14 protein-coding genes are annotated in these 24730 nt (G+C 69.8%); 9 read left to right on the forward strand and 5 right to left on the reverse strand.

Annotation, left to right across the window (positions count from 1 at the left end; translation table 11 throughout):
- Positions 1–298: 298 nt before the first annotated feature.
- Positions 299–3289: a helix-turn-helix transcriptional regulator gene (locus Aple_RS55795; RefSeq protein WP_281361652.1), complete on the reverse strand. Its 2991-nt coding sequence runs from the start codon at positions 3287–3289 to the stop codon at positions 299–301.
- A 343-nt stretch (positions 3290–3632) separates the two neighbouring features.
- On the opposite strand from Aple_RS55795, the gene Aple_RS37915 reads away from it, so the two are divergent.
- The 3 genes from Aple_RS37915 to Aple_RS37925 all read left to right on the forward strand — a co-directional run bounded on the left by Aple_RS37915 (position 3633) and on the right by Aple_RS37925 (position 7711).
- The gene (locus Aple_RS37915; protein WP_155349588.1) at positions 3633–4988 is read left to right on the forward strand and encodes an SWIM zinc finger family protein; all 1356 of its coding nucleotides are present in this window, start codon (positions 3633–3635) and stop codon (positions 4986–4988) included.
- A 264-nt stretch (positions 4989–5252) separates the two neighbouring features.
- On the forward strand, positions 5253–6635 hold the full coding sequence (locus Aple_RS37920) for a DUF5691 domain-containing protein (protein WP_155349589.1): 1383 nt from the start codon (positions 5253–5255) through the stop codon (positions 6633–6635).
- Entirely contained in the window at positions 6632–7711 is a 1080-nt protein-coding gene (locus Aple_RS37925) for an ATP-binding protein (protein WP_155349590.1), read from the forward strand. The genes Aple_RS37920 and Aple_RS37925 overlap by 4 nt, the downstream gene beginning before the upstream one ends.
- A 97-nt stretch (positions 7712–7808) precedes the next feature.
- Here the strand turns inward: Aple_RS37925 and Aple_RS37930 are convergent, their stop codons facing one another.
- Positions 7809–9251 (reverse strand): transposase, encoded by a 1443-nt coding sequence (locus tag Aple_RS37930; protein WP_218038712.1) that lies wholly within the window; start codon positions 9249–9251, stop codon positions 7809–7811.
- A 106-nt stretch (positions 9252–9357) separates the two neighbouring features.
- The gene (locus Aple_RS37935) at positions 9358–9936 is read right to left on the reverse strand and encodes an IS607 family transposase (protein WP_155349591.1); all 579 of its coding nucleotides are present in this window, start codon (positions 9934–9936) and stop codon (positions 9358–9360) included.
- 65 nt (positions 9937–10001) lie between these two features.
- Between Aple_RS37935 and Aple_RS37940 the strand changes: the two genes are divergently transcribed.
- The 4 genes from Aple_RS37940 (at position 10002) to Aple_RS37955 (ending at position 16588) form a co-directional block, all read left to right on the forward strand.
- The gene (locus tag Aple_RS37940; RefSeq protein WP_373869684.1) at positions 10002–12725 is read left to right on the forward strand and encodes a DUF5682 family protein; all 2724 of its coding nucleotides are present in this window, start codon (positions 10002–10004) and stop codon (positions 12723–12725) included.
- Positions 12725–13882, forward strand: coding sequence for a VWA domain-containing protein (locus tag Aple_RS37945; RefSeq protein ID WP_155349593.1), 1158 nt, complete (start codon positions 12725–12727; stop codon positions 13880–13882). Before Aple_RS37940 ends, Aple_RS37945 begins: the two co-directional genes overlap by 1 nt.
- A gap of 120 nt (positions 13883–14002) precedes the next feature.
- The gene (locus Aple_RS37950; RefSeq protein WP_155349594.1) at positions 14003–15565 is read left to right on the forward strand and encodes an MFS transporter; all 1563 of its coding nucleotides are present in this window, start codon (positions 14003–14005) and stop codon (positions 15563–15565) included.
- Positions 15566–15580: 15 nt separating this feature from the next.
- Entirely contained in the window at positions 15581–16588 is a 1008-nt protein-coding gene (locus Aple_RS37955) for an enolase C-terminal domain-like protein (protein WP_155349595.1), read from the forward strand.
- Positions 16589–16591: 3 nt separating this feature from the next.
- Here the strand turns inward: Aple_RS37955 and Aple_RS37960 are convergent, their stop codons facing one another.
- Both Aple_RS37960 and Aple_RS37965 read right to left on the reverse strand, forming a co-directional pair.
- Positions 16592–18013 (reverse strand): LCP family protein, encoded by a 1422-nt coding sequence (locus tag Aple_RS37960; protein WP_246265030.1) that lies wholly within the window; start codon positions 18011–18013, stop codon positions 16592–16594.
- 161 nt (positions 18014–18174) lie between these two features.
- Entirely contained in the window at positions 18175–19653 is a 1479-nt protein-coding gene (locus Aple_RS37965; protein WP_155349597.1) for an alpha/beta hydrolase family protein, read from the reverse strand.
- Between the two features lie 146 nt (positions 19654–19799).
- Between Aple_RS37965 and Aple_RS37970 the strand changes: the two genes are divergently transcribed.
- Both Aple_RS37970 and Aple_RS37975 read left to right on the forward strand, forming a co-directional pair.
- Positions 19800–20891: an exonuclease SbcCD subunit D gene (locus tag Aple_RS37970; RefSeq protein WP_155349598.1), complete on the forward strand. Its 1092-nt coding sequence runs from the start codon at positions 19800–19802 to the stop codon at positions 20889–20891.
- Positions 20892–24644 (forward strand): AAA family ATPase, encoded by a 3753-nt coding sequence (locus Aple_RS37975; RefSeq protein ID WP_155349599.1) that lies wholly within the window; start codon positions 20892–20894, stop codon positions 24642–24644.
- The last annotated feature ends 86 nt before the right edge of the window (positions 24645–24730 follow it).

The raw sequence follows: 24730 nt of genomic DNA on the forward strand, positions 1-24730 counted from the left end.
ACACATATCTCCTCATCCACCGGGAGTCCGGTCATCGAAGGCCAGGCGCACCACCGTGTCGGCGGCGGCCAGCTGGTCAAGCAGCGGCCGGTCCAGGATCGAGCCCTCGACGAGTTCGGCCGAGCTGCCTTCCAGGTTGGCGCTCCTCGTGCTCAGATCGTCCGGTCACCGGGAGGCCCGGCACCCGGAGACTCTTCCCCCGAGACTCCTGACCGGGAGACTCCTGACCGGGAGACTCCTGACCGGGAGACTCCTGACCCGGAGGCTCGGTCATCGGGCGCCTCAATCGCCCGGCGACTCAGTCACCGGGCGGCGGAAGCCCTTCTTGATGTGCGATCGCGGCTGCCTGGGTTCGTGTGGCCACCCCGAGTTTGGCCAGGATGTTGGACACGTGCACGCTCGCGGTCTTCTGCGAGATGAAAAGCCGCTCACCGATCTCCCGGTTGGAGTTCCCGGCCGTGACCAACGCGAGCACCTCACGCTCCCGACTGGTCAGCGAGGCCAGCACATTCACCGGCAGAGCCCCGACTGCACCGCCTCGACCGTCCGGACCGCCCGTTCTACCGGGTCCACCCGGTACGCCGGGTCCGCCCGTTCTGCCTGGTCCACCGGGTCCGCCCGTTCCGCCGGGTCCACTCTGTCCGGTCTGGTCGTCGTCGGGCAGCGAAAATCGAGCCCGCCGACCGAGTTGGGCCAGTGCCGCCCCGAGCGGAACTGCTCGCAACCGGTCAGCGATTTTCACAGCGGCAGTCCACTCCACCAGGGCGGAAGCTCGGTCACCGGCTTCGAGCAGGGCTTCGGCCAGCCGCCAGCGCGACCGCGCCTCCTCGTAGCGGAAGCCGAACGAGAACGCCTCCGCCGCTGTCCGCCAGATCTCCGGGGTCGCCGTGCCGTACACCCGATGCCATTCGGCTTCGGCGCGCGCCGCCCAGCCCTTGCCCTCCGGGCCGAGTTCCCCACGTGGCCCGGACAGGCCGTTGGCGGCCGCATACCGGGCACGGGCCAGCAGTTCGTCCGCGTGTTCCCGGATGGTCCGGGTCTGCTCGGCGGTGATTCGGTGATCTCGGGCCTGCTCGGCCAGCGCCCACAGCCCGGTCGCGGCCATCCTGATGGATCCGGCGTCGAATCGTGCGAGCGTGGCCAGCACCGCCTCGACGTGCGTCAGGGCCGTCGCGGGATCCCCCCGCCACAGCGCCTGCTCGGCGGCCAGCCCGCGCGCCATGTAGATCACGAACTCGTCCTGGGGCCAGAACGGCTCCAGCCAGCGCAGCCGCTCGTCGGCGGCGGGCCGCCCCTGGCCGACCTCGACGAACAGCGCGAACGACGACAGGACCGCCTCCGCTATCGTGCCCACCCGGACGCCGAACCCGTTCGCCAGCGTCTCCGTCGTGGCCCAGTCGCCGTCCACATAATGCACGAGATATTGCAGGAAACGCAGGTCGGTGCCGTACATGCTCCAGGTGAGGCCGGTCTCGCGGGCGAGCATGACCCCCTCCTCCGTGGACTTGGCGGCGGCCTCCAGGTTGCCTCGTTCGTACTGCACGCGGGCGTGGTTAAAGCGGGCGCGCAGGTTGATGGACAGATTGGGGGAGTTCTGCGCGGCCGCGCCGGACAGCAGTTCCTCGGCCCGCGCCGGCGTGCCGGTGACCTCCTCGAACAGCGCGAGCGAGATCAGCGCGGTGGTCTCCGCGTCGGCCGCCCCGGTCCGGCGCGCCACCTCCAGCGCCCGGGTCGCCGTCGCGTGCGCCTCCTCCGGCCGCCCGCTGTCCCACAGCGTTCGCGCGTACGTCGCCAGCGCCTTGGCCAGCAGCGGGCTCTCCGGTTCGTCGCCGAGGGCCGCGACAGCGGCGTGGGCGGTGTCGACCATCCCGGCGGAGTCGTCCGCGTCGGCCTGGTAGTAGGCCAGCCGCTCGTTGGTCTCGGCGATCAGTTCCGGCGTGTCGACCAGCTGCCGCAGCCGTTTGAGCTGTGCGATCGCCCGGTGGTAGTCCCCGCTGTCGGCCGCCGCCGCGGCGCTTTCCAGGGTCAGCCTGACCCGGGTCGTCCCGGTCAGCCCCTCGGCGTCCGGAACGTGCGCCCAGTCCGCGAGCGCGCGATCGAAATGCCGATGAGCCTCGGCGGGCGCCCCCAACTCGATCGCCCGTCGCCCGGCCTCCACCGATGCCACCACCGCGCCACGCAGATCGTGCGCCGCCGAATAGTGGTGCGCCAGTTCGGCGGCGGATCCACCGCGTTCGGTCAGCAGCCCCGCGAACGCCAGATGCAGCCGGGTCCGCTCGCCCGGCAGCAGATCGTCGTAGACGGCCTCCTGCAGCAGCGCGTGCCGGAACTCGTAGCCGATCCGGTGCCCGACAGCCAGCAGCCCCCGGGACACGATCTCCCGCAGCGCCTCCTCCAGCGGCTCGTCCGCCAGCCCGGCCGCCGCCCGCAGCACCTCGTGATCGACCCTCCGGCCCGCCACGGCCGCCACCCTGAGCACCTGCTGCGCCGTGTCCGACAGCCCTTCGACCCGCGCCATCAGCACGTCGGCCAGCGTCCCCGGCAGCCGTTCCGAGCCCGCCGTAGAGGCGAACAGCTCCTCGGCGAAGAACGGATTCCCGCCCGCCCGCCGCACCACCCCGTCGATCGCGTTCGCGTCCCCGTCGCCCAGCTCGGCCAGATGCGCCGCCATCGCCTCATCCGCGAGCGGCGGCACCTCCACCCCCGTGACCAGCGGCAACCGCTGCAACTCGGCCAGCACCGGCCGCAACGGATGCCGCCGATGCAGATCATCCGTCCGGTACGTCCCGACCAGGCACACCCGCTCCCGCTGCAACATCCGGGTGAGGAAGACGACCAAGTCCCGGGTCGAACGATCAGCCCAATGCAGATCCTCCAGCACGAACAGCACCGGCCGCTGCTCCGCCACCTCCGTGAGCAAGCTCAACATCGACCCGAACAACCGCTGCTGCGCCAGCCCACCTGTCACCGCATCGGCCGAAGCCGCATCAGAATCCGGCAGCAACCGCCGCAACACCGGCCGCGCCGCCAGCCCATCCACCACCACCCCGTCCGCGGCCCCCCGCAACGCGTCGGTAAGCGGCAGGTACGGCAACGCATCGCCCAACTCAGCACACTGACCCACCAGCACCACGAAACCCCGCCGCCTGGCCAACTCGACCAGCTCCCGGATCAGCCGCGTCTTCCCAATCCCCGCATCCCCACCAACAAGCGCAACCCCCGCTAGCCCGCCGGCCGCCGCATCAAGCACCCGCACCAGCCGCTCAAGCTCCTCACCCCGCCCAATCAAACCCCCAGCGCCCGCTCTCCCACTTTCCCCATCATGCTGACCCCAGGCATCCTGGCCGCCTCGCGCGTTGTGTGTACTCCGTGAGTCCTGGCGGCTTTGTGCGTCGTGCCCACCCCGTGAGTCCTGCCCCACACGTGCTTCCCGGCCCCGCTCTGTTTCCGCGTCGCTTCGTCCGGCCTGGCCGCCTTCTTGACCGCGTGGTATCGCCTGGGCGCTTTGCGCCTCTTGGTTGAGCTGCGTGTTTCGCGGCATCACGGAGTGAGTATTTCACGCGCCTCCGACAGAATGCGGTCCTGAGCTGGGCGACGTTGAATTGTCGGCGGACCCGGATATGGTGCGGCGCGTGATCGAACGGTGGAGTCGGGATCAGGTGCTGGCGCTCGCGCCGGACGCCTCGTCGCAGAAGGCGGCGGCGGGTGTGAGCGCGCCCGCGAAATGGTCGCGTGCCGGAGTGGCGCGCGACGCGTTGTGGGGGGATTGCAAGGGCAGCGGCGCCAAGCCGTACCGGGCTTGTGTGGATCTGCAGGAACTCGCGTACCGGTGCAGTTGCCCCAGCCGGAAGTTTCCCTGCAAGCATGCCCTCGGGCTGCTGCTGCTCTGGTCGGCCGACGGGGTGCCCGCGGCCGAGGAGCCGGTCGACTGGGTCGAGGAGTGGCTGGATCAGCGCCGCGAGCGCGCTGCCAAGCAGACGGCCAAGGTCGCGGAGAAGATCGCCGCAATCGTGGCGGGCGAGGCTGCGGGCGATTCCGGCGGCGGCTCCGGGGGCGATCGGCGGGCGCGGCAGCGGGAGGAGCGGGTCGACGCCGGTCTGGCCGATCTGGAGCGCTGGCTGGGCGACCAGATCGCGCACGGCATCGCCGGCGCTCGCCAGAATGCGCTTGCCGACTGGGCCGACCTGTCCAAACGGCTCGTCGACGCGCAGGCGCCCGGGGTCGCGAGCGTCATGACGGAACTCAGCCGGGTGTTCCGGCATGAGGACTGGCCGGCCCGCCTGCTGTCGGAATACGCGCTGGTCCATCTGCTCGCGGTCGCCCACCGCAGATCCCCCGAGCTGCCCCGCGACCTGCGCGAAACGGTCCGGTCCCGGGTGGGTTTCACCACGCCGAAGGAGAACGTGCTGGCTCAGCCGCCGGTGCGGGACCACTGGCAGGTCATCGGCTCCCGCGACGAGGACCGCGACCGCCTGCTCTCCCGCCGGGTCTGGCTACACGGCCGCGCCACCGGCCGCGTCGCCTTGGTGCTCTCCTTCGCCCCGCTCGGCCAGCCGCTGGACAGCTCACTGGTCCTCGGCACGACCATCGACGCCAGCCTCTGCTTCTATCCCGGCTCCGCACCCCTGCGCGCCCTGGTCGCCGAACGCCACTCGGCCGCCGCCTCCAGCGCGACGCCTCCCCACGGCGTACGGGCCGGAGAGGTCCCGCAACTGATCGCGGACGTCCTCAGCCGCGATCCGTGGACCGAATCCTGGCCCATCGTCCTCAACGACGTCGTCCCCGCCCAGGCGGACTCCGCCTGGCACCTGGCCGACCACGACCAGAAGGAGGAAAACGCCGTGCCCCTACTCCCGTCCACCGGCACACCATGGCAACTCGCCGCAGTGTCCGGCGGCCATCCGGTAACCGTCGCCACCGAGTGGACACCCGACGGCCTGCGCCCCCTCACCACCTGGGATGAACAAAGCAGGGTGGTGATCCTGTGAACGTCCGAGCGGTCAGCGGTGCCGCGCAGCGTCAGGTGGATTCTTCAAACCCCCGGGCGATGGGTCGTGCCGGGTACCGGCAGCGTGGGGTGGATTCTTCGGGCCGCCGGGTGATGAACCGGGCCGAGTGTCGGCGACGTCGGGTGGATTCTTCGAGTGCTCGGGCGATGGGTCGCCAGCGTGGGGTGGGCTCTTCAAGCCCCCGGGCGATGGTCGTGCCGGGTGTCGGCGGTGTCGGGTGGTGGTCCTGTGAATGAGCGGGTGATGAGCCGGGCCGGATGGGAGCAGTTGGTTTCGGCGGCGTTGATGGGGAGCGATCGCGGGGCTGGTGTCACGGCCGCGAGCGTGTTGGAGCAGGCCGCTGTGGAGGTGGTGGCCCGGAGGGCGGGGCAGATGCCGGTGCGGGCTGAGCCGCTCGCCGCGGCTCCGGTGGAGAGCTTGCCGCTGGTGTCGTCCAGGGCTGCTGATCGGCTGGCTCGGATGCTGGCGGGGGAGCATTCCCGTCTGATCGGCGAGTGGCTGGAGCTCGCGGTGGAGCACGGCGTGCGTGTTCCTGCGCGGTTGATTCCGCAACTGCTGGATCTCGGGGCGCGTGACCGATCGGTCCGGGCTCACCTCGGCGTGCTGACGGGGGCTCGGGGTCGATGGCTGGCCGGGCTCAACCCGTCCTGGGCGTATCTGCATCAGGAGTCGTCGGGGGAGGGGCTGCTCGATCACGGCGTCTGGGAGTTCGGCAGCAGCGGCGACCGCCGGGCCTTCCTGCAGCGGCTCCGGGCCGCCTCGCCGGGAGACGCCCGGGAACTCCTGGCCGTCGGCTGGGACAAGGAGTCGCCCGCCGAACGCGCGGTCTTCCTCGGCACCTTCGCGGACGGGCTCAGCCTGGACGACGAGCCGTTCCTGGAAGCCACGCTCGATGACCGCCGCCGCGAGGTCCGCCGCGCCGCCGCTGACCTGCTGACCCGGCTGCGGGGCTCGCGACTCGGGCAGCGGATGGCCGAGCGGGCGGCCGGGCTGCTGGTCAGAGCCGGGAACACGCTGACGGTCGAGCTGCCAGAGCTGTGCGACAGCGCCATGGAGCGAGACGGCATCAGAAGCGAGCTCCCCGCCGGTCGCAGCGGCGGCCGCAAGAGCTGGTGGCTGCAGCAGCTGATCGCGCACACCCCGCTCGACTTCTGGCCCGGACATCTCGGGCTCAGCGTCAGCGAGATCACCCGCCTGACCATCCCCGACTGGGGACGCGAGGTCGTCATGGGCTGGACCAGGGCGGCCATCCTCCAGCACGACCCCGGCTGGGCCCGCGCCCTCTTCGACCTTGAGCCGCTAACCGACCTGCTGGCTGTGCTGCCCCCCGCGGAGCAGTCCCACCGCGCCGCCGAGCTCGTCCGCGCCAAGAGCGTCAACGGCCAGCTGATCATGATGCTCGGCGGTATCGCCCGGCCGTGGAGCGGCCCCCTGGCCGCCGCCGTCCTCGAGCGTGTCGTCGAAGTCGCCGCCAGCCAGCCGTGGAACGCGGGCGAGCTGGCCAAACTCGCCGCGGAACGGCTCAACCCCGCCCTGCACGACCAGCTGGGGCACCTCCCCGACGACCTGCATGTCCTCCCGACCACTCTGCGTTTCCGATTCGACCTGACCAAGGAGTTCTCGTGACCACCGTATTGCGCCCCCACGCGGAAGATCAGTACGCGGACGAGCTGGCGATCCTGGCCAAGGCCGACGACCGCCCGCGCCCGCCCGGCTGGAAGCTGTCGCCCTGGGCCGTGACCACATATCTGCTCGGCGACGCCGACTACCCGGGCGGGCCGATCACACCCAAGTACATCGGCCCCCGCCGGATCGTCGAGGTTGCCGTCGCCACCCTGGCCACCGATCGCGCGCTGCTCCTGCTCGGCGTCCCAGGCACGGCCAAGACCTGGCTCTCCGAGCACCTGGCCGCCGCCGTCAGCGGCGACTCCACCCTCCTGGTCCAGGGCACCGCGGGCACCGCCGAGGAAGCCATCCGGTACGGCTGGAACTACGCCCGCCTGCTCGCCGAAGGTCCGTCCCGGGAGGCTCTGACGCCGAGCCCGGTGATGCGGGCGATGGCCGAAGGGCGGCTGGCCCGGGTCGAGGAGCTCACCCGCATGCCGTCCGACGTGCAGGACGCCTTGATCACCGTGCTGTCGGAGAAGACGCTGCCGATTCCGGAGCTGAACGAGGAGGTCCAGGCGGCCAAGGGCTTCAACGTGATCGCCACCGCCAACGACCGCGACCGGGGCGTGAACGAGCTGTCGAGCGCGTTGCGGCGGCGGTTCAACACGGTGGTGCTGCCGACGCCCGCCACCGCCGAGGAGGAGGTCGACATCGTCTCCCGCCGGGTCACCCAGCTCGGCCGGAGCCTGGAGCTGCCCGACACGCCCGCCGGGATGGAGGAGATCCGCCGGGTGGTCACGGTCTTCCGCGAGCTGCGGGCCGGGGTGACCGGCGATGGCCGTACCAAGGTCAAGTCGCCGAGCGGCACGTTGAGCACGGCCGAGGCGATCTCCGTCCTGACCAGTGGCATCGCTCTGGCGGCCCACTTCGGCGACGGAGTCCTGCGGCCCGCCGACGTCGCGGCCGGGATCGTCGGGGCCGTGATCCAGGATCCGGTGTCCGACCGGGTCGTCTGGCAGGAGTACCTGGAAACCGTCGTACGGGAACGGAAGGACTGGCGTGACTTCTACCGGGCCTGCCGCGATGCGAGCTGAACCGTTCCTAATCAGTGAGCAGGAGTGGGTCTTGGACCCGCTTCCCGTCGCTGCGCGCATCCCGAACGGTTTTGGATGTGCTGGTCGCCCGCGTTCCTCATTTTCTCCCCGTCCGGGCCGGTGGCTCTTGACCACGGTCCGTGACGGGGCGGCGGGTTTCCTCACGTCCAAGGGTCTCCGGTCGGGCCTGGACGGTCCGATGCCCACGACGATCGCTCCGGTCGTCGTGGGGCGGTGCCGTCCGTCGCCGGATCGGGTGCCCTTGGGCGCGCCTGCCGATCGCGATGCTCGCGGCATCGTGCCGGCTGGTTTTACGTCGGGGCGCGGCCATGGGCTTCTGCCAGTGCTGCGCTCCCCACATGCTGGTGTAGGCCGGATCGACGGCGATGATCGCGATACCGGTGGCGTCAGCCATCGAGGTGAGCCGCGCCCGGAGTTTCCCGGTGGGCATGCCGGAGATGAGCTGCCGGAAGCGGCGCTTGCGGCCGTGCCTCTCGCGGGTCTTGGAGTCGGTGAAGTCCAGGTCCTCGACCGCGATGGCGGCGACACCACAGGTCTTGGCCCAGTTCAGCAACCCCGACAGGGCGTGGCGGACCTGGGCGTCGCGGTGGCCGGCGGTCCCGGACAAGTCGTAGGAGAAGCGGCGGGGCCGGCCGATCGGGTTGCCGTGCCGGTCGAGCCGCCAGGCGGCGAGGTGGTCGGCGTTGGTGTCCACGCCGATCACCCCGTGTGCGAGAGCTGTCTGCATGGGGATGGTCTGGGTGAGCGGGAAGGTCCAGGAGGCGTCCACGTACCAGCGCTGCCGTGGCACATCCAGGTGGATGCGGTAGGCAACAGCCCGGTTGGCCTCCACACGGTCGGCCCACTCGGTTCCCCGGTGCCGGAACGACACTTTCGCGGCCAGTACATACCGGCCGTGCCGGGCATTGGCGTGCTCCGCCAGCACAGCGGGCAGCTTGATACTGACCTCGCCGTCCGGGGTGACGCGGATCGTCTCGTTGCCATACCGCTTCCCGGACTCTCCGTCAGCCGACAGGAACCAGCGCGCGCTCTCCCAGCGCTCACGCCACTGTGGCTCGGTGAGCTGCGCTCTGGTGAGGTTGTGGCGGTTGTTCATCAGAGCCTTGCCGCCCCGTGTCACCCGCACGCGCCCGGCGTCGCGATCCGCTCGGACACCGGCGAGCCGGTCCTCCAAAGTCGTCAGGCGGCGCGTCTTTTGGAACCACTCGCCCTTCGACCGGTAACCACCCGGAGCGCGCGTGCCGCCCTTGTCCCCGAGTGGGAGGGACAGACGGTGCGTGATGGTCTTGATACCGGCCTCAAGGCCCTGGATGTGCGCGGCCTGGCCGCGTCGGGCCAGCGCCCACTGATCGTGGGTGGCTTTGGTCAGCGACCCGGCCCATCGCGACGACGAGTCGGCGGTCAGTTCCCGCTTCCGCACCGCCCAGGCGTCCGCGGAGTGCTCCAGACCATCGGCGCACCGGGCCTTGAGGTCACGCGAGGCCAGCGACCCGAGATGCGCGCCGAGCAGACGCAGCACCTTTTCATCCTGCGCGGTGAGACCCTTAAGGCGGTCGCGTATCGACACGCCAGAGGGGCCCGGCGCGACGAACGACGGGGCGATCGGACGGGGCCGCTTGTCCGGCTCAGCCATCACCGGTCGCCGCTTCTAGGGCTCTCCTCGCCCGGTTGTTCGCTGAGCGGCGCCCGTACAGGCGGGCACAAAACGAGGTCAGTATCTCGATCATGTCGCGCGCGAGATCGTCCTCGGACTCACCGTCATCCAGCACGACCAGACGGCGGCCGGTCGCGGACAAGGCGGCTTCGATCAGCTCCACGTTGGCGCGGCCGAGGCGGTCCTGGTGCTCCACCACCACGACGCTCACCTCCGGATCGGCCAGTAGACGCTTGGCCTTGGCGCGTCCCCCGTCCATCCCGGAGGCGATCTCCGACTCGATCCGCACCACGCGATGACCGGACGCTGCCGCCCACTGGGCCAGTCGCGCGACCTGCCGTTCAAGATCCGAATTCTGATCATGCGACGACACGCGGGCATACAAGCCCGCACCGACTGTCACGGACGGTGATGAGTTCGCCTCGATGTTCACCAGGATCGTGCGCTGCCCTACCCGCTCGGCGGGGACCGGCAGAGTGCCCTCCCGGAACCAGCGGTAAGCGGTATGCGGGTGCACACCGTTCGCTATCGCCCATTCCTTGAGGTTCATGCAGTGATCATAACAATCACTAAGAGGCTGCAATGCATACTAGAGTTGACTCAATTTCGAGCAGTTTGCAACCCTGCCTGACCGTTCTCGGTGTCCGCCACCACGGCCCGGGGTCGGCCCGCGCGGTCCGCTCCGAGTTGGAACGGCTGTCTCCCGACATCGTCCTGATTGAGGGCCCGCCCGAAGCCGACGCTCTGATCTCCCTGGCCGGCGACCCCGAGATGGAGCCCCCGGTCGCCCTGCTAGCCCACGTCCCAGGCGACCCCACCAAGGCGGCCTTCTGGCCTTTCGCCACCTTCTCCCCGGAATGGCAAGCCCTTCAATACGCCGCCCACGCCGCAATCCCCGCCCGCTTCTGCGATCTCCCCGCCACCAACTCTCTGGCCATCCGTCCCCAACACGACACTTCAGGCGACACCCCCGAAGATCCAAGAGACTCCACCGAACCCGACTCTGACGGCGTTGGCCCAGCCGAGGTCATTGTGCCCGCTTCCGGCGGTGGTGGCCCGGGTGAGGTCATTGCGACCATCCCCGACCGCGGTAGCCCGGGCGCGATCAGCCCGAACGGGCCGGTGGAGCAGGATTCGGAGGAATCTTCTCGGGAGGCTGATGGGGCTGGGTTTCGGGTGGATCCGATTGGGGCGCTGGCCGCTGCCGCTGGTTATGACGATCCGGAGCGTTGGTGGGAGGACGCCGTCGAGCATCGGGGGGATACCCCGTTCGAGGTGATCGCTGAGGCGATGGCGGCTGTTCGGGAGGGTTACACGCCCGATGAGTATGAGGCCCGGCGGGAGGCGTACATGCGCCGGACTATTCGGGCGGCTGTCAAAGAGGGCTTTACGAACATCGTCGTGGTGTGCGGTGCGTGGCATGTGCCGGCCCTGACTCAGGCGACTACGGCCGTTGCCGATGATCGGGTGCTTAAGGGGCTGCCCAAGGTCAAGGCCGAGATGACGTGGGTGCCCTGGACTCATGGGCGGCTGGCCAGCTGGAGTGGTTACGGCGCGGGCATCACCTCGCCCGGCTGGTATCACCATCTGTTCGACAACCCCGTCCAGCCGATCGAACGGTGGCTGACCAAAGCCGCGCGCGTGCTCCGGGAGGAAGGGCTGCCCGTCTCCTCCGCGCACGTCATCGAATCGGTCCGGCTCGCCAACAGCCTCGCCGTCCTGCGCGGCAGGCCCCTCGCGGGCCTCGCCGAGGTCACCGAAGCGGCCAGGGCCGTCCTCTGCGAGGGCGACGAACTCCCGGTCGAACTGATCCAGCGGCAGCTCGTCGTGGGCGAAAGCTTGGGCCATGTCCCCGACGCCACCCCCATGGTCCCGCTGCAACGGCACCTGCGCGAGGAACAGCGGCGCCTGCGTCTCAAGCCGGCCGCCCTTGCCCGCGACTACGATCTGGACCTCCGCGAGCCCCTGGGCCTCGAGCGCAGCAAGCTGCTGCACCGCCTGCGAGTTCTCGGCGTGCCCTGGGGCACTCCACGGGAGACTCGCGGCAAGGGCACCTTCAAGGAGTCGTGGACCCTCGAATGGCATCCCGAATACGACATCACCCTGATCGAAGCCGCAGCTTGCGGCATCACCGTCCCGTCCGCCGCCACGACCAAGATCCGCGAAGTCGCCGCAGGACCCGCCCCCGGCTCTCCGGCGGCTGAGGCCCAGGGCGTCTCCCTCGCGGATCTCACCGGTCTGGTCGAGCAATGCCTGCTCGCCGATCTGCCGGACGCGCTCCCGCACGTGCTGAAGGCGATCGGCGACCGGGCGGCGCTCGACCACGACGTCCGGCATCTCATGGCCGCCCTGCCCGCTCTCGTCCGCGCCCAACGCTACGGCGACGTCCGCGGCACTCCCGCCGACGGCCTCGGCTCGATCGTCACCTCCCTGCTGGCCCGCAGCTGCGCCGGCCTGTCTCCAGCCGTATCCGGCCTGGACGACGACACCGCCCGCGAAATGGTCGGGCAAATAGACGCGGTGACCTCAGCGGTCACCCTCCTCGACGACCCCGCCACCACGAACGCGACCTCGCCTGGGGACGCGACCTTGCCTGGGGACGCGACCTCAGATGAAGCCACTCACTCACACGGTCGCGAAGTTTCGCCCGTGGGTGCGGTTTCAGGGGAAGGTGTGATTTCTCCGGAGGGCGCAGCTTTATCCGAAGACGTGACTTCACCGGAGGGTGTGGTCTTTCCGGGGGGTGAGGTTTCGTCCAAAGGTGAGAGTTCTCCGGAGGCTGCGGTCTCGTCGGAGGACGGGACGCCAATTGGGGGCGCGGTTCCGGCATTGCGTGCGGTGGCATCAAGAAGTGGGGACTCCTCTGCGGCGTATGCGGTCGCATCGCCGAGAGGGAGATGGTTGGCGGCGTTGCGCGGGGTGCCAGATCGGGCCGATGTGCCGGGCGTGATCGAAGGCAGGATCGTGCGGATCCTGTTCGACGCCGAGGTCATCGATGACGCCGATGACCGGATGTCGAGGGCGATGTCGCTGGGGCATCCGCCGGTTCGGGTTGCGGCCTGGATCGAGGGGTTCCTGTCCGGGGGCGGGCTGATGCTCGTGCATGACGCGCGGTTGCTCGCGATGGTGGACGGGTGGCTGACCGGGCTCCAAGGGGAGGCGTTCATTGATGTGCTGCCGCTGCTGAGGCGTACCTTCGGGGCTTTCGCGCCGCCGGAACGGCGGGCCATCGGCTCTCGGGTCGCCTCCGGGGCGACGGCGCCTGTAGAGATCACGTATGACGAGAGCCAGGCCGCCGGGGCCATAGGGACCGTGCTGGCGATTCTGGGGAGGGCTTGATGGACGAGCGGTTACGCCGGTGGCGGCTGGTGCTCGGGAGCGAGGCCGACGGCATGCCGGGCTGTTCCACCGGGGAAATGGGCGCGGGAGACGCGGGTATGGACGCGGCCCTGGCCGCGCTCTACGACCAGGGCGGGAGCGACAGTTCGCGTAGTGCCGGGCTGGGGTCGTCGGCGCCCAAGGTGACCCGATGGCTCGGCGATATCAGGACATACTTCCCGTCTTCCGTCGTTCAGGTCATGCAGAAGGACGCGATCGAACGGCTCAACCTGAGCCGTCTGCTGCTGGAACCGGAGATGCTGGAGGCCGTCGAAGCCGACGTGCACCTGGTCGGGACGCTGTTGTCGCTCAACCGGGTGATGCCGGAGCAGGCGCGCGAATCGGCGCGGATGGTGGTCCGGAAGGTCGTCAACGAGCTGGAACGGCAGCTCGTCCAGAAGACCCGGGCGGCGGTGACCGGTGCGCTGGACCGGGCCGCGCGCACCCATCGTCCCCGGCGCACCGCCGACATCGACTGGGATCGCACGATCCGCGCCAACCTCAAGAACTACCTTCCCGACCGCAACACCGTCGTGCCCTCCCGGCTGGTCGGATACGCCCGTAAACAGCAGGCCGTGCAGCGAGAAGTCGTGCTGTGCATCGACCAGAGCGGCTCGATGGCCGCCTCCGTCGTCTATTCGAGCGTTTTCGGCGCGGTCCTGGCCTCGATGCGATCCCTGCGCACCAGCCTCGTCGTCTTCGACACTGCCGTGGTCGACCTCACCGACCAGCTCCACGACCCGGTCGAGCTGCTCTTCGGCACCCAGCTCGGCGGCGGCACCGACATCAACCGCGCCATCGCCTACTCTCAGGGCCTGATCACCCGCCCCAACGACTCCATTTTCATCCTGATCAGTGACCTTTATGAAGGCGGCGTCCGGGACGAGATGCTCCGCCGGGTGGCGGCCATGACCGCCGCCGGAGTCCAGGTCATCGTCCTGCTGGCCCTCTCCGACGAAGGCACCCCCGCCTACGACCACGACAACGCCGCGGCCCTCGCCGCCCTGGGCGTGCCCGCTTTCGCCTGCACCCCCGACGCCTTCCCCGGCCTCATGGCCACCGCCATCGAACGAAGGGACATCGCGGCCTGGGCCGAACGCCACCTCAAGCCCACATAGAACCCGCGGAGGGGTGAGATCACTGAGATCGTCTGACGCCCGTTGCGGGATGCTCCGGCGGAGGTCCTACGTCCAAGTGCGGATGGCCGGGGGTGTGGGTGGGTTTGTACGGTTCGGGGTGTGACTACCGTGACTCCCCCTGATCGTCCGCAGATCTTCGACCAGCGATATCGGGCCTTGAGCGTGGGTATGGTCGCGCTCTTCATGCTGGTGGCGTTCGAGTATCTCGCGGTGGCCACGGCGATGCCCGCCGTCGCTCGGGAGCTGGAAGGCCACCACCTCTACAGCCTGGCCTTCAGCGGCGGCATCGCGGCCGCGTTGATCGCCACCGTGGCGGGCGGTCGGTGGGGGGACGTACGGGGTCCGGACGCGCCCCTGTGGACGGGGTTGCTGGCCTTCCTGGCGGGCCTGACCTTGGCGGGGGCCGCGCCCACCATGGAAATCTTCCTGCTCGGGCGGTTCCTGCAGGGCTTCGGCGGGGGCATGTTCGACGTCGCGATCTACGTCCTGGTCGGGAGGGTCTATCCGGCGGCGACCCACCCCCGCGTGTTCTCGTTACTGGCCGCCGCCTGGGTGCTCCCCTCGGTGGTCGGCCCGGCGATCACCGGGTTCGTGACCGAACATTTCAGCTGGCGGTGGGTGTTCCTGGCCGTTCCCGTCCTGGCGGCCCCGGCGGTGTTCGCCCTCTGGCGGGGTCTCGCCGGGCACGGAAGAGCGGCGCAGCACGAGAACCCCGAGGAAGTCACGGTGCGCGAAACCGGGCGGGAAAGTGCGCGCGAAACCGGGCGGGAAAGTGCGCGCGAAACCGGGCGGGAAAGCCTGCACGAAACCGGCCGGGAGGTCGGGCGGCGACGCTTGGACGATCCCGTCGGGCAAGGCGCGCGGGAAGTTGTCGGGCAAGGCGTTCAGAAAGCCGAACGGGAGGTCGTAGGGCTGGGCGGGCCGGGAGCCGCCGACGCGGCCGATGGGGGATTTCGGCTTCGGCTGGCTATGGGGGTGTTGGCGGCGATCGGTGCGGGATTGCTGCAATACGGCAGTGGTGGCAGCAACGTGGTGCTGATCGTCGCGGGGCTCGTGGTGCTGGCGGTCTCGTTGCCGAGGTTGCTTCCCCGGGGGACGATGCGCGGGGCCCGGGGGCTTCCCGCTGTCGTGGCTTTGCGCGGTATCGCCACCGGTGCCTTCCTCGCCGCCGAGGTTCTGATCCCGCTGGTGTTGTTCGAGGAGCGTGGCCTTTCCCCCGATCAGGGCGGTATCGCCCTCACCGGGGGTGCGCTGTTCTGGTCGCTCGGCTCGTGGATCCAGGGGCGCAAGCCGTACCGGCGGAATCGTGTTCTCGCGCTCGGGTGCGCGTTCATCGCGGTCGGGGTGGCGGTGACGGCGCCGATCGTCGTGCCCGAAGTGCCGGTATGGGTGGCTTTCGTAGGCTGGTCGGTGGCCGGATTTGGAATCGGTGTGGTTTATCCGACCTTGTCGGTGCTCGTTCTGGAGCTGTCCGCGCCGGGGGAGCAGGGGAAGAACAGTGCGTCGCTCGCCGTGGGGGAGTCCGTGCTGACTGTGGTCGCGATCGCCGTCACCGGCGCCATTTTCACCGTGTCCGCCGCGTACGCCCTGTGCTTCGTGCTGCTCGCGGCCATGGCCGGGGCAGGTGTGTTCCTCGCCGGACGTGTCACCATGGAGGTCTGAGCAAGGGGGAGTCACGTGCCGCGTGTCCGCGAGATCGAGGTGTTCCGGTTGGTCCTGCCCTATGGGCGGCGTCCGGAGAGCATCCTCGTCAAGTTGACCGACTATGGCGGCATGGCCGGATGGGGCGAGGTCGTGCAGCCCGCCCTGGACACCTGGGAAGATCTTGAGGAATCCCTGGGTGAAGCCCTTATCGGGGTGGATTGGGAGCATCCCAATGAGCTCGGGGGCATTCCAGGCGGTTCGGCCGCCGATATGGCGTGCTGGGATCTGTGGACCCGGCTCATCGGCGTCCCGCTCGCCCACGCGCTGGGCGGTAGCCGTACCTCGCTGGCGGCGACCATGCGCGTGAGCGCCGACGGGTCGCTGGAGGGCACGGTCAGCCGCGTCAACCGCTACGTCGGGGGCGGATACGGACATGTCACGCTAAATGTGCACCCGGGGTGGGATGTGGAGCCGGTTCGGGCGGTTCGCGCAGCCTACCCGGCGCTGGCCATCGCGGTGGACGGATGCGGGGCCTACACCGAGATCGCGCAGCTGGAGGCCCTGGACTCCTACGGCCTGGCCGGGATCCAACGCCCCTGCACCGACCTGCTCACCAGCGCCGATCTGCAGGACCGGGTGGCGGCCCCGGTCGCGGTGGAGGTCGCCTCGGTCCAGGAGCTGGACCGGGCGATCACCGTGCACGCGGGCCGGGCGCTGCTCCTGCGGCCCTCGCTGTTCGGCTCCCTCGCCGCCGTACGGCAAGCGCACGACTACGCGGTCGCCGCCGGCTGGGACATCACCTGCGCGGACGGCCGGGGCGCCGGTCTGGCCAGGGCGGCCACGGTGGCGGTCGCCAGCCTGCCCGGCTGCACCCTGCCCAGCGACGTCACCGAACCTCCGCGAAGCGCCCAGATCGTCACCCCGCCGGTGGGCGCCTCCGGTGGCGTCGTCGCGGTCCCGCTCACCCAGCCCGGCCTCGGCCACACCATCGACGAAGACCAGGTCAGACGGCTGGCCAAGGAGTCCTTCCGCACCCACTGACGGTCACATCCCGTCGCATCCCGCTTTGAGCTGATCCGGCGACGGCACCACAGCCGGGGCAGTCGGGGCCACAGCCGGCGCAGTCGGGGCCGCGACCGCTTCGACCGGGTTCGCGGACCGGGTTTGAACCGCTTTTGGCCGTCCCTGATCCGCTTTGGGCCGGGCCTGATCCTCCAGCGCTCGCGCGGTGACGCGCCGGATCAGCTCCCAGTCCGGGTACCCCGTGTGGATCAACGGAGGCACGAACTGCACGCTCGTCACCTTCGCGTGCTTCACCTTCGCGGCCAGCGGCACCAGGTGCTCCAGCATGCCCCGCGGCACATCGGTCTGGATCATGTCCTGGGTGGCCGCCGCGATCTGGTTGAACCTGGCCAGCACGCTCGCCGGATCGGCCTGGGTCAGCAGCGCGTTGAACACGCACCGCTGCCGCCGCATCCGGGTGAAGTCATCGCTGAACGTGCGCGATCGCGCGAACCACAGCGCCTCCGCGCCGCCGAGTCGCCGGGTGCCCGCCCGGACCAGACCCTCGTTGTACCGCCCGAACACGACATCCCGATCCACCGTGAGGACCAGCCCGCCCAGCGCATCGACAATCCGGGCGAATCCCCAGATGTTCACCATCGCGTACCAGTCGATCTTCAATCCGAGCGTGTAGCCGACGGTCTCCTTCAGCGTCTGGGCGCCCATGCCCTGCCGCCCGCCGAACAGCTCCGGATGCTCGTTCGCGTACTCCCAGACCGAGAAGAGCAGATCCTCCCGCGAGCCTCCCACCCCCACCGGAAGCCGGAACCCGTCCGGGAAACGGGCTTGCATCGGACTGCCGGGCGGAAAACGAACATCCTCCAGGTTCCTCGGCAGGCTGAACACGACCGTGTCGCCGGTGCGCACGTCCACGCTGGCCACGTTCACGCTGTCGGTCCTGATCCCGATCCGGTTCTCGTCCGCGTCGCCGCCGACCAGCAGCACGTTCACCCGATCCCGCCCCGACCAGGGATCCCCGATCGGCTCTCCGGAGCCGCCGAACATCCGCTCGAGCGTACGCTGCGAGACCGTCACATACTGCGCCGTGATCACGAACGGAGCCGCCATCACGATCGCCAGCACTCCCGCCACGGCTCCGGTGAGGATCTGTCCCTTTCTCGGCAACCGCCACGGCCGCAGCACGACGTACGAGTGCACGATCAGGACGAACCAGCCCAGCGCTGCCGCCCACGCCAGCACGCTGATCGCCGTCAGATAGCGCAGCACGCGACCCGCCAGCCCGGCATCCGCCGTCTTCACGACGGCGATACCCGCCAGCACGATGCCGAGATAGGTCCCCAGCAGGGCCAATCCGGTGCGTGTCCACCCGGCCCGCAGATGGGCCGCACCGGGCAGAACGGCGGAGAGCGCGAGCCACCCGATCACTCCCGCTGGCTTCTTCACGTCCACCCCGACTGGAATATCGATCCACCGACGCGTCACTGACAGTGCCGCTGCGATTACATTGAACCGTTCCCGTGGGCGTCATGCCGTCGCCTTTGACGATGTATGGCAACTTCATCGGCAGGTTCGGCCACCCGATGCCCACATAACGGGGCATTTTCCTACCAGGGGAATGCGAACAGACCGTAGTAAGCGGCCGTAACCAGCAGCAGCCCCGTGCCGCCCAGCACGCCGATCAGCGTGGCCTTCTGCCACCGGGACGGCTGCCAGCCGTCCCGCAGCCCGACGATCAGCGCCCCGACCGCGCCCGCTTCCTGCGCCAGGATCACCACCGCCAGCACCCGCACCACCAGCCACCCGGCCTGTACGGCAGGCCAGGCCCCGGCCTGGTTCACCGAGAACAGCACGATCAGCATGATGAACGCCAGCACGGCGGCCAGTAGCCCGAGCCCCGTCCAGGCCATCCGCCTGAGCCTGCGCCTGAGCGCCGGCCACAGCTGCATGTTGGTCTGGTGCCGCAGGTCACGACCGCGCAGCCGGACCATCATCTCGGTCACCGGGGCGGTCACGTAGCCGACCGCGGCCAGCATGAGGGTGAGGCCGAGGAAGGTGCTCCCGCCATACCAGGGCGCGGCCGGGACGTCGCTGGCCTGGAAGCGCTGGATCGGCGTGGCCCCGGCCATCTTCAGCTGCGGCAGCGTCGGCAGGCTCTGGATCCAGTTCGCCAGCGTGGGCAGGTAGTCGGGCACGAACCGGCCGCCGTTGATCCGCATGGCGTGATCGGCCCCCGCCAGGAAGCGGATCGTGTAGTTGCTGGTCGGGAGGGAGTTGATCAGCGTCTCGGTGCTCTGCACGAACGGGATGGAGGGGTCCATCGTGCCGTACAGCGCGAGGGTGGGCTGGGTGATGCGGCTGAGCGCGGGGACGCTGTCGTAGCGGAGGAAGTCGAAGCCGACGCCGCCCATCGCGCGGGTGAGCAGGTCGCGCACGCCGTTCGGCGCGTGCAGGCGCTCCAGCTGCTCGTTCAGCGCGAACGCGACCTGGCGCATCGGCGAGACGTTGGGCGAGGAGACGAGCACGGTATAGGCCACATCCTGGCTGCCGGCCGCGGCGATCGGCACCACCCAGCCGCCCTCGCTGACACCCCACAGGCCGGTCTTGGCCGGATTCACGTCGGGACGGGCGCGCAGCACGTCGATCATGTGCAGGGCGTCCTCGGCGAGGAGGGCGAAGTCCCGGCTCCGGAAGGAGTACCCGACCGTCCGTTTGTCATAAGAAAGTGTGACAATTCCGGATTTGGCCAGCCATTCGGCTTGGCTGGTGAACTCGTCGCCGGTGCCCGAGCCGGAGCCCTGCACGAAGACCATCGCCGGATGCCTGCCGGGCGTCGTGGGGACGCGGATGGTGGCCTTCAGCTCCTCGCCCCGCACCGGGACGGTGATCCGCTGAACCTGGATCGGCGTGCTGGTGCTCACCGGCCGACGTTCGGACGCGGGCTGCGCGGGCAGCTCCTCGAAGGCGGGCGGGTTCGCCAGCGGCGGCGGATCGAAGGCGGGCGGAGGCAGCAGGTAGCCCAAAATCGCGAGCGCGGCCACCAGCACGCCCGCCACGACACTCAGGGTGCCCCGGCCAATCGTCATCAGGCCGCTCCCCGCGGGACCATCAACATTCCGAGTCGTGCCCTCCTCCTTACTGTGCCCACCGATCACAAGGTTAAGACATTACGTGTTGCTGCCGACGTGGCAGGGGCCACATTTGTCGGAGGGACCTGTTAACTTCCTGCGACATGCGCCTGCTGCATACGTCGGACTGGCACCTGGGCCGGTCGTTCCACCGCGAGAGCCTGTTGCGCGCGCAAGAGGCCTTCGTGGACCATCTCGTGTCCACCGTTCGGGAGGAGCGCGTGGACGTGGTGCTCATCTCGGGAGATGTCTATGATCGGGCCCTTCCTCCGGTCGACGCCGTGGCGCTCTGCGGTGAGGCGCTGGCGCGGTTGCGTGCCCTCGATGTGCATACCGTGGTGATCAGCGGGAACCATGACTCTCCGGTGCGGCTGGGGTTCGGGGCCGATCTGATGGATCGGGTCCATTTGCGTACCGATCCGGGGCGGTCCTGGCTTCCAGTCGTCATCAACAATGTTGGATTTTTCGGCATTCCGTACTTGGAGCCGGAGTTGGTGAAGGGTCCGTGGCAGCTGGCCGAGCGGACGCACACGGCCGCGATCACCCATGCCATGGACCGGATCCGCGCCGATCCGCGCGAGCGCAAGGTGGTCCTGGCGCACGCGTTCGTGGTCGGCGGCGCGGCCAGCGACAGCGAGCGCGACATCACCGTCGGCGGTGTGGCCCACGTGCCGCTGACCGCGTTCGAGGGCGTCGACTATGTCGCCCTCGGCCACCTGCACGGCCGCCAGCGCATGAGCGACACCGTCCGCTACTCGGGTTCCCCCCTCGCCTACTCCTTCTCCGAGGCCGACCACGTCAAGGGCTCCTGGCTGATCGACCTCGACGCCGCCACCACCGCCTTCGTCCCCGCCCCCGTCCCCCGCCCGCTCCGCAGGATCCGTGGCCACCTGTCCGACCTCCTCGCCCTGGACCCAAGCGACCACTGGATCCAGGCCACCCTCACCGATCCGGTACGGCCAAAGGCCGCGATGGAGCAACTCCGCGCCCGATTCCCCCATACGGTGGACCTGCATTTCGCCCCCGAAGGGGGAATCGAGCCGATCGCCCGCAGCGCCCGGATATCCGGTCGCCCGGAGATCGAGGTGGCCCTCGACTTCGTCCGCGAGGTCAGGGGCGAGCCCGCCGACGCCGACGAGCGACGGCTGCTGGAAGACGCGATCACGGCCTACCGGATCAAGGAGACGACGGCGTAGATGAGGCTGCACCGGCTGCGGATCTCGGCCTTCGGGTCCTTTCCCGGCGTCGAGGAGGTCGATTTCGACGCCCTCGGCGCGGCGGGCCTGTTCCTCATCCACGGCCCCACCGGCGCGGGCAAGACCACCGTCCTCGACGCGGTCTGCTGCGCCCTTTACGGCGTGGTGCCCGGTCTGCGCAACAGCGCCCGCACGCTCCGCTGCGATCATGCCCCGCCCAATCGCGGGCCCGAGGTCCTGCTGGAGGCGACGATCCGGGGGCGGCGCCTGCGGATCCGGCGTTCGCCCGCCTGGCTGCGCCCCAAACTGCGCGGTCAGGGCATGGTCACCGAGAACGCCAAGGTCATCGTCGAAGAGCTCAACGAGAAAGAGCTCAAGGGCGACTGGGCGGGCCTCACCACCCGGATCGACGAGGCGGGAGACCTCATCGGCGGCCTGCTCGGCATGAACCTAGACCAGTTCGCCCAGGTGGCCATGCTGCCCCAGGGGGAATTCGCCCGCTTCCTCCGCGCCGACGGCGACGACCGCCGCAAACTCCTGGAACGCCTCTTCTCGGTCCGGCTCTTCACGGGCGTGGAGAAATGGCTCGCCGACCACCGCCGCGAAACCGGCCGGACGGAGGAGTCCCTCCGCGCCCAGGTGCACGCCGCCGTCAACCAGATGCGCGGCGCGGCCGGCTCCGCCCTCCTCGCCGAAACCACCCTTGACTCCGACTCCGACCCGTTGGGGTGGAGCGCCGCCCTCCTCGCCGTCGCCGATTCCGCCGCCCGCGACTCCGCCCAGGCCTGTACGGCGAGCGAAACCACGCTCGATTCCGCGCGCGCCCGCTACGACCAGGCCCGCGCCCTCGCCGAACGGCGCCACCGCCATGCCGACGCCGTGCTGCGGCACGACGAACTCGAATCCACCGCGGAGGAACGCGCCGACCTGGAAACCCTCCTCGCCGAGGCCGCCGCCGCGGATCGTGTCCTGCCTTTGATCCTCCAGCATGATCAGCGCACGGCGCTGGCGCGGGCCGCCATCGCGCAGGCGGAAGCCGTACAAGTGGCTGATGTCGCCCCAGAGGAGCTAGCTGTCCTCGAACAGGATCGTCGAGATGAAATCGCGCGCCTGAATCAGCTTGAACCTGAGGACGCTCGCCTGACTCTTCTCCGTACCGACCGAACGGAGGCGGCCCGCGAGCTGCTCTCTCTGGAAAAGACCGAACACGAGATCAACGATCGCTTGGCCGTCCTCCCCGACGACCTGCAAGAGGCCGAACTTCGCCGCACCGCCTCCCACCACGCCGCGACGACCCTTCCGCTCGCCGAATCCGCCCACGAGGCAGCCGAATCCACCCTCAACAAGGTCCGCCACCGCGATTCACTGGCCCGATCTCTAACCCAAGCTCAGGCGAGCCAACGCGCCCTCCTCCTTGCCCTCGAACAGGCAGCCCCCCACCTATTTCTGGATCAGGAACCTTTCTCGGAATCGACTTTGGCTCGGTGGGAGCGGCGTTGCCGGGAGGAGGCTGCCCGGCTTCAGGAGTTGGGTTCTGAGGAAGCGCGGTTGGGTGTGGTTCGGGATGGGTTGAGGAGTCTGCGGAGCGAGGTCGAGCGATTCGGGCGGGCTGAGGTCGAGGTGGGTGCTCGGATGGCGGAGCTGCCCGGGGAGTTCGCGGCGGCTGCGGCCGAGCTCGGCGAACTGCGGTCCCGGGTGGCGGAGATTCCCGCCGTCGAGGCTCGGTGCCTGACGGCTCGTGGGCGGTTCGACGCGGCGCTCCGGCGGGAGGAACTCGCGGACGAACTGGCCGAGGCGGAGGAGGTCCGGCGAGCGGCGACCGATGAGGCGCAGGTGATGCTGGACCGGTTGCTGGCCGTCCGGCAGGCGCGGATCGACGGGATGGCGGCGGAACTCGCCGCGAGTCTGGTCGCGGGGGAGGCATGCGCGGTCTGCGGGTCCGAGGCGCACCCGGCACCCGCCGAGTCCTTCGCGGACGCCCCGGGCGCGGAGGACGAGGAGGCGGCCCAGGCCGATTCGGATGGCGCGCAGAGCGCGCGGGAGGCCGCGGAATCCCGGGTGGCCGCGGTCGCCTCGCGGCTGGAGTCGGCGGCGGATCAGGCCGATGGGCTGCCGGTGGGAGACGCGGAGGCGGCCTGGACGGCTGAGGAAGACATGCTCTCCGGACTGCGGGCGCTGGCCGCGACGGAAGCGGACCTGGCGGCGCGGGTCGAGACGTCGCGCGGCGAACTGGAATCGGCCCGCGAGCGGGCGGGGGAGGTCAGGCGCGCGCTGGCGGAACTCCGCGCCGAGGAGGCCGCGCTTCTGGGGGAACAGGACCGAATCGTGGCGCGGCTCGACGAGGCCCGAGGCGACGACGCCTCCGTGGCCGAGCGGAGGACCCGGATCGTGAGTGAAGCCGACCTGATCTCCTCGGCCGCCGACGCCGTCGCGGGCGCCGCCAACGCCCAAGCCGCGTACGACGCCGTTCGCGACACTGTCGACCTCACCGAAGAGGACGCTGTCCGGGCCCGTACAGACGCGGGGCTCGAGCTCGCGCGGCTCCGCATGACCGCCGCACGCGAACCGGCGGACGTGCGGGAGGTCTCCCAGTTGACCGCCGAACTGGCCGACCTGGAGAACCGGGCCCGCCAGAACGCCATCGACCTGGCATCGGCCCGCACCAGGGCAGAACAGCTCGCGGCTGATGAAAATCGCCTGGCCGAGATCATCGAAGCAGCCTGTGGCGACGACCCCGCCCTGGCCGCCCGGATGTCCAGGCTCGCCATCGAGGCCGACCGGCTTCGCGCCGCGTCCGCCGCCCTGCGCTCCGCCGCCTCCGCCGAAGCCGAACGCGAGACCGCCCACGAGGCAGCCGTTCGCGCCGCGCTCGACGCCGGTTTCCGCAGCGTCGAAGACGCCCGAGCCGCCGTACGGACCGGGGCAGAACGGACGACCATGACCGACCGCCTCAACGCGCTCCGCGACGAGCACGCCGCCATCACCGCACTCCTGTCCGACCCGGAACTTCTCGCCGCCGCTGCGGAACCACCTCCCGACCTGGCTCGACTGGCCGAAGAACGCGACCAGGCCGAGCACGAGCACGAAGACCGCACCTCCACCCGCGACCAGGCCCGCCACCGCCACGACCACCTCACCGCGCTCGCCGCCGACCTGGCCACCGCCGTGAAACGCCGTGTCCCCGCCGAAGCGGCCCACCTCCTGGCTCGCAGGATGGCCGAACTCGCCAACGGCACCTCCACCGACAACCAGTGGGACATGGCCCTGTCCGCGTACGTGCTGGGCGAACGCCTCCGCCAGGTCGTCGACGCCGCCAACGACCGCCTCACCCACATGTCCGGCGGCCGCTACCTCCTGCAGTACGACAAACGCCGAAGCGCCGCCTCCCGAACCCGTTCCGGCGGCGGCTTGGGCCTCCGCGTCCTCGACGCCTGGACCGGCATCGACCGCGACCCGGCCACTCTCTCCGGCGGCGAGAGTTTCATCACCTCTTTAGCCTTGGCCCTCGGCCTCGCCGACGTCGTCACCGCCGAGGCCGGCGGCACCGAAATAGGCACTCTCTTCGTCGACGAAGGCTTCGGCACCCTGGACGAGGAAACCCTCGACGACGTCCTCGACATCCTCGACTCCCTCCGCCAAGGCGGCCGAGCGGTCGGCGTCATCAGCCACGTCCCCGAACTCCGCACCCGAATCCCCACCCAGCTCCACGTCAGGAAATCCCGTACCGGTTCCACGCTGACCACCCACGCCTAACACGAGTACGCGTCCCGGGTCTCCGAAGACGACCTCGGTGCCGTGCTGGGGCGGCCTCAACCTGGTCCGATCGGCTACGGCCAGCC

The organism is Acrocarpospora pleiomorpha (genome assembly GCF_009687885.1).
GTDB lineage: Bacteria > Actinomycetota > Actinomycetes > Streptosporangiales > Streptosporangiaceae > Acrocarpospora > Acrocarpospora pleiomorpha.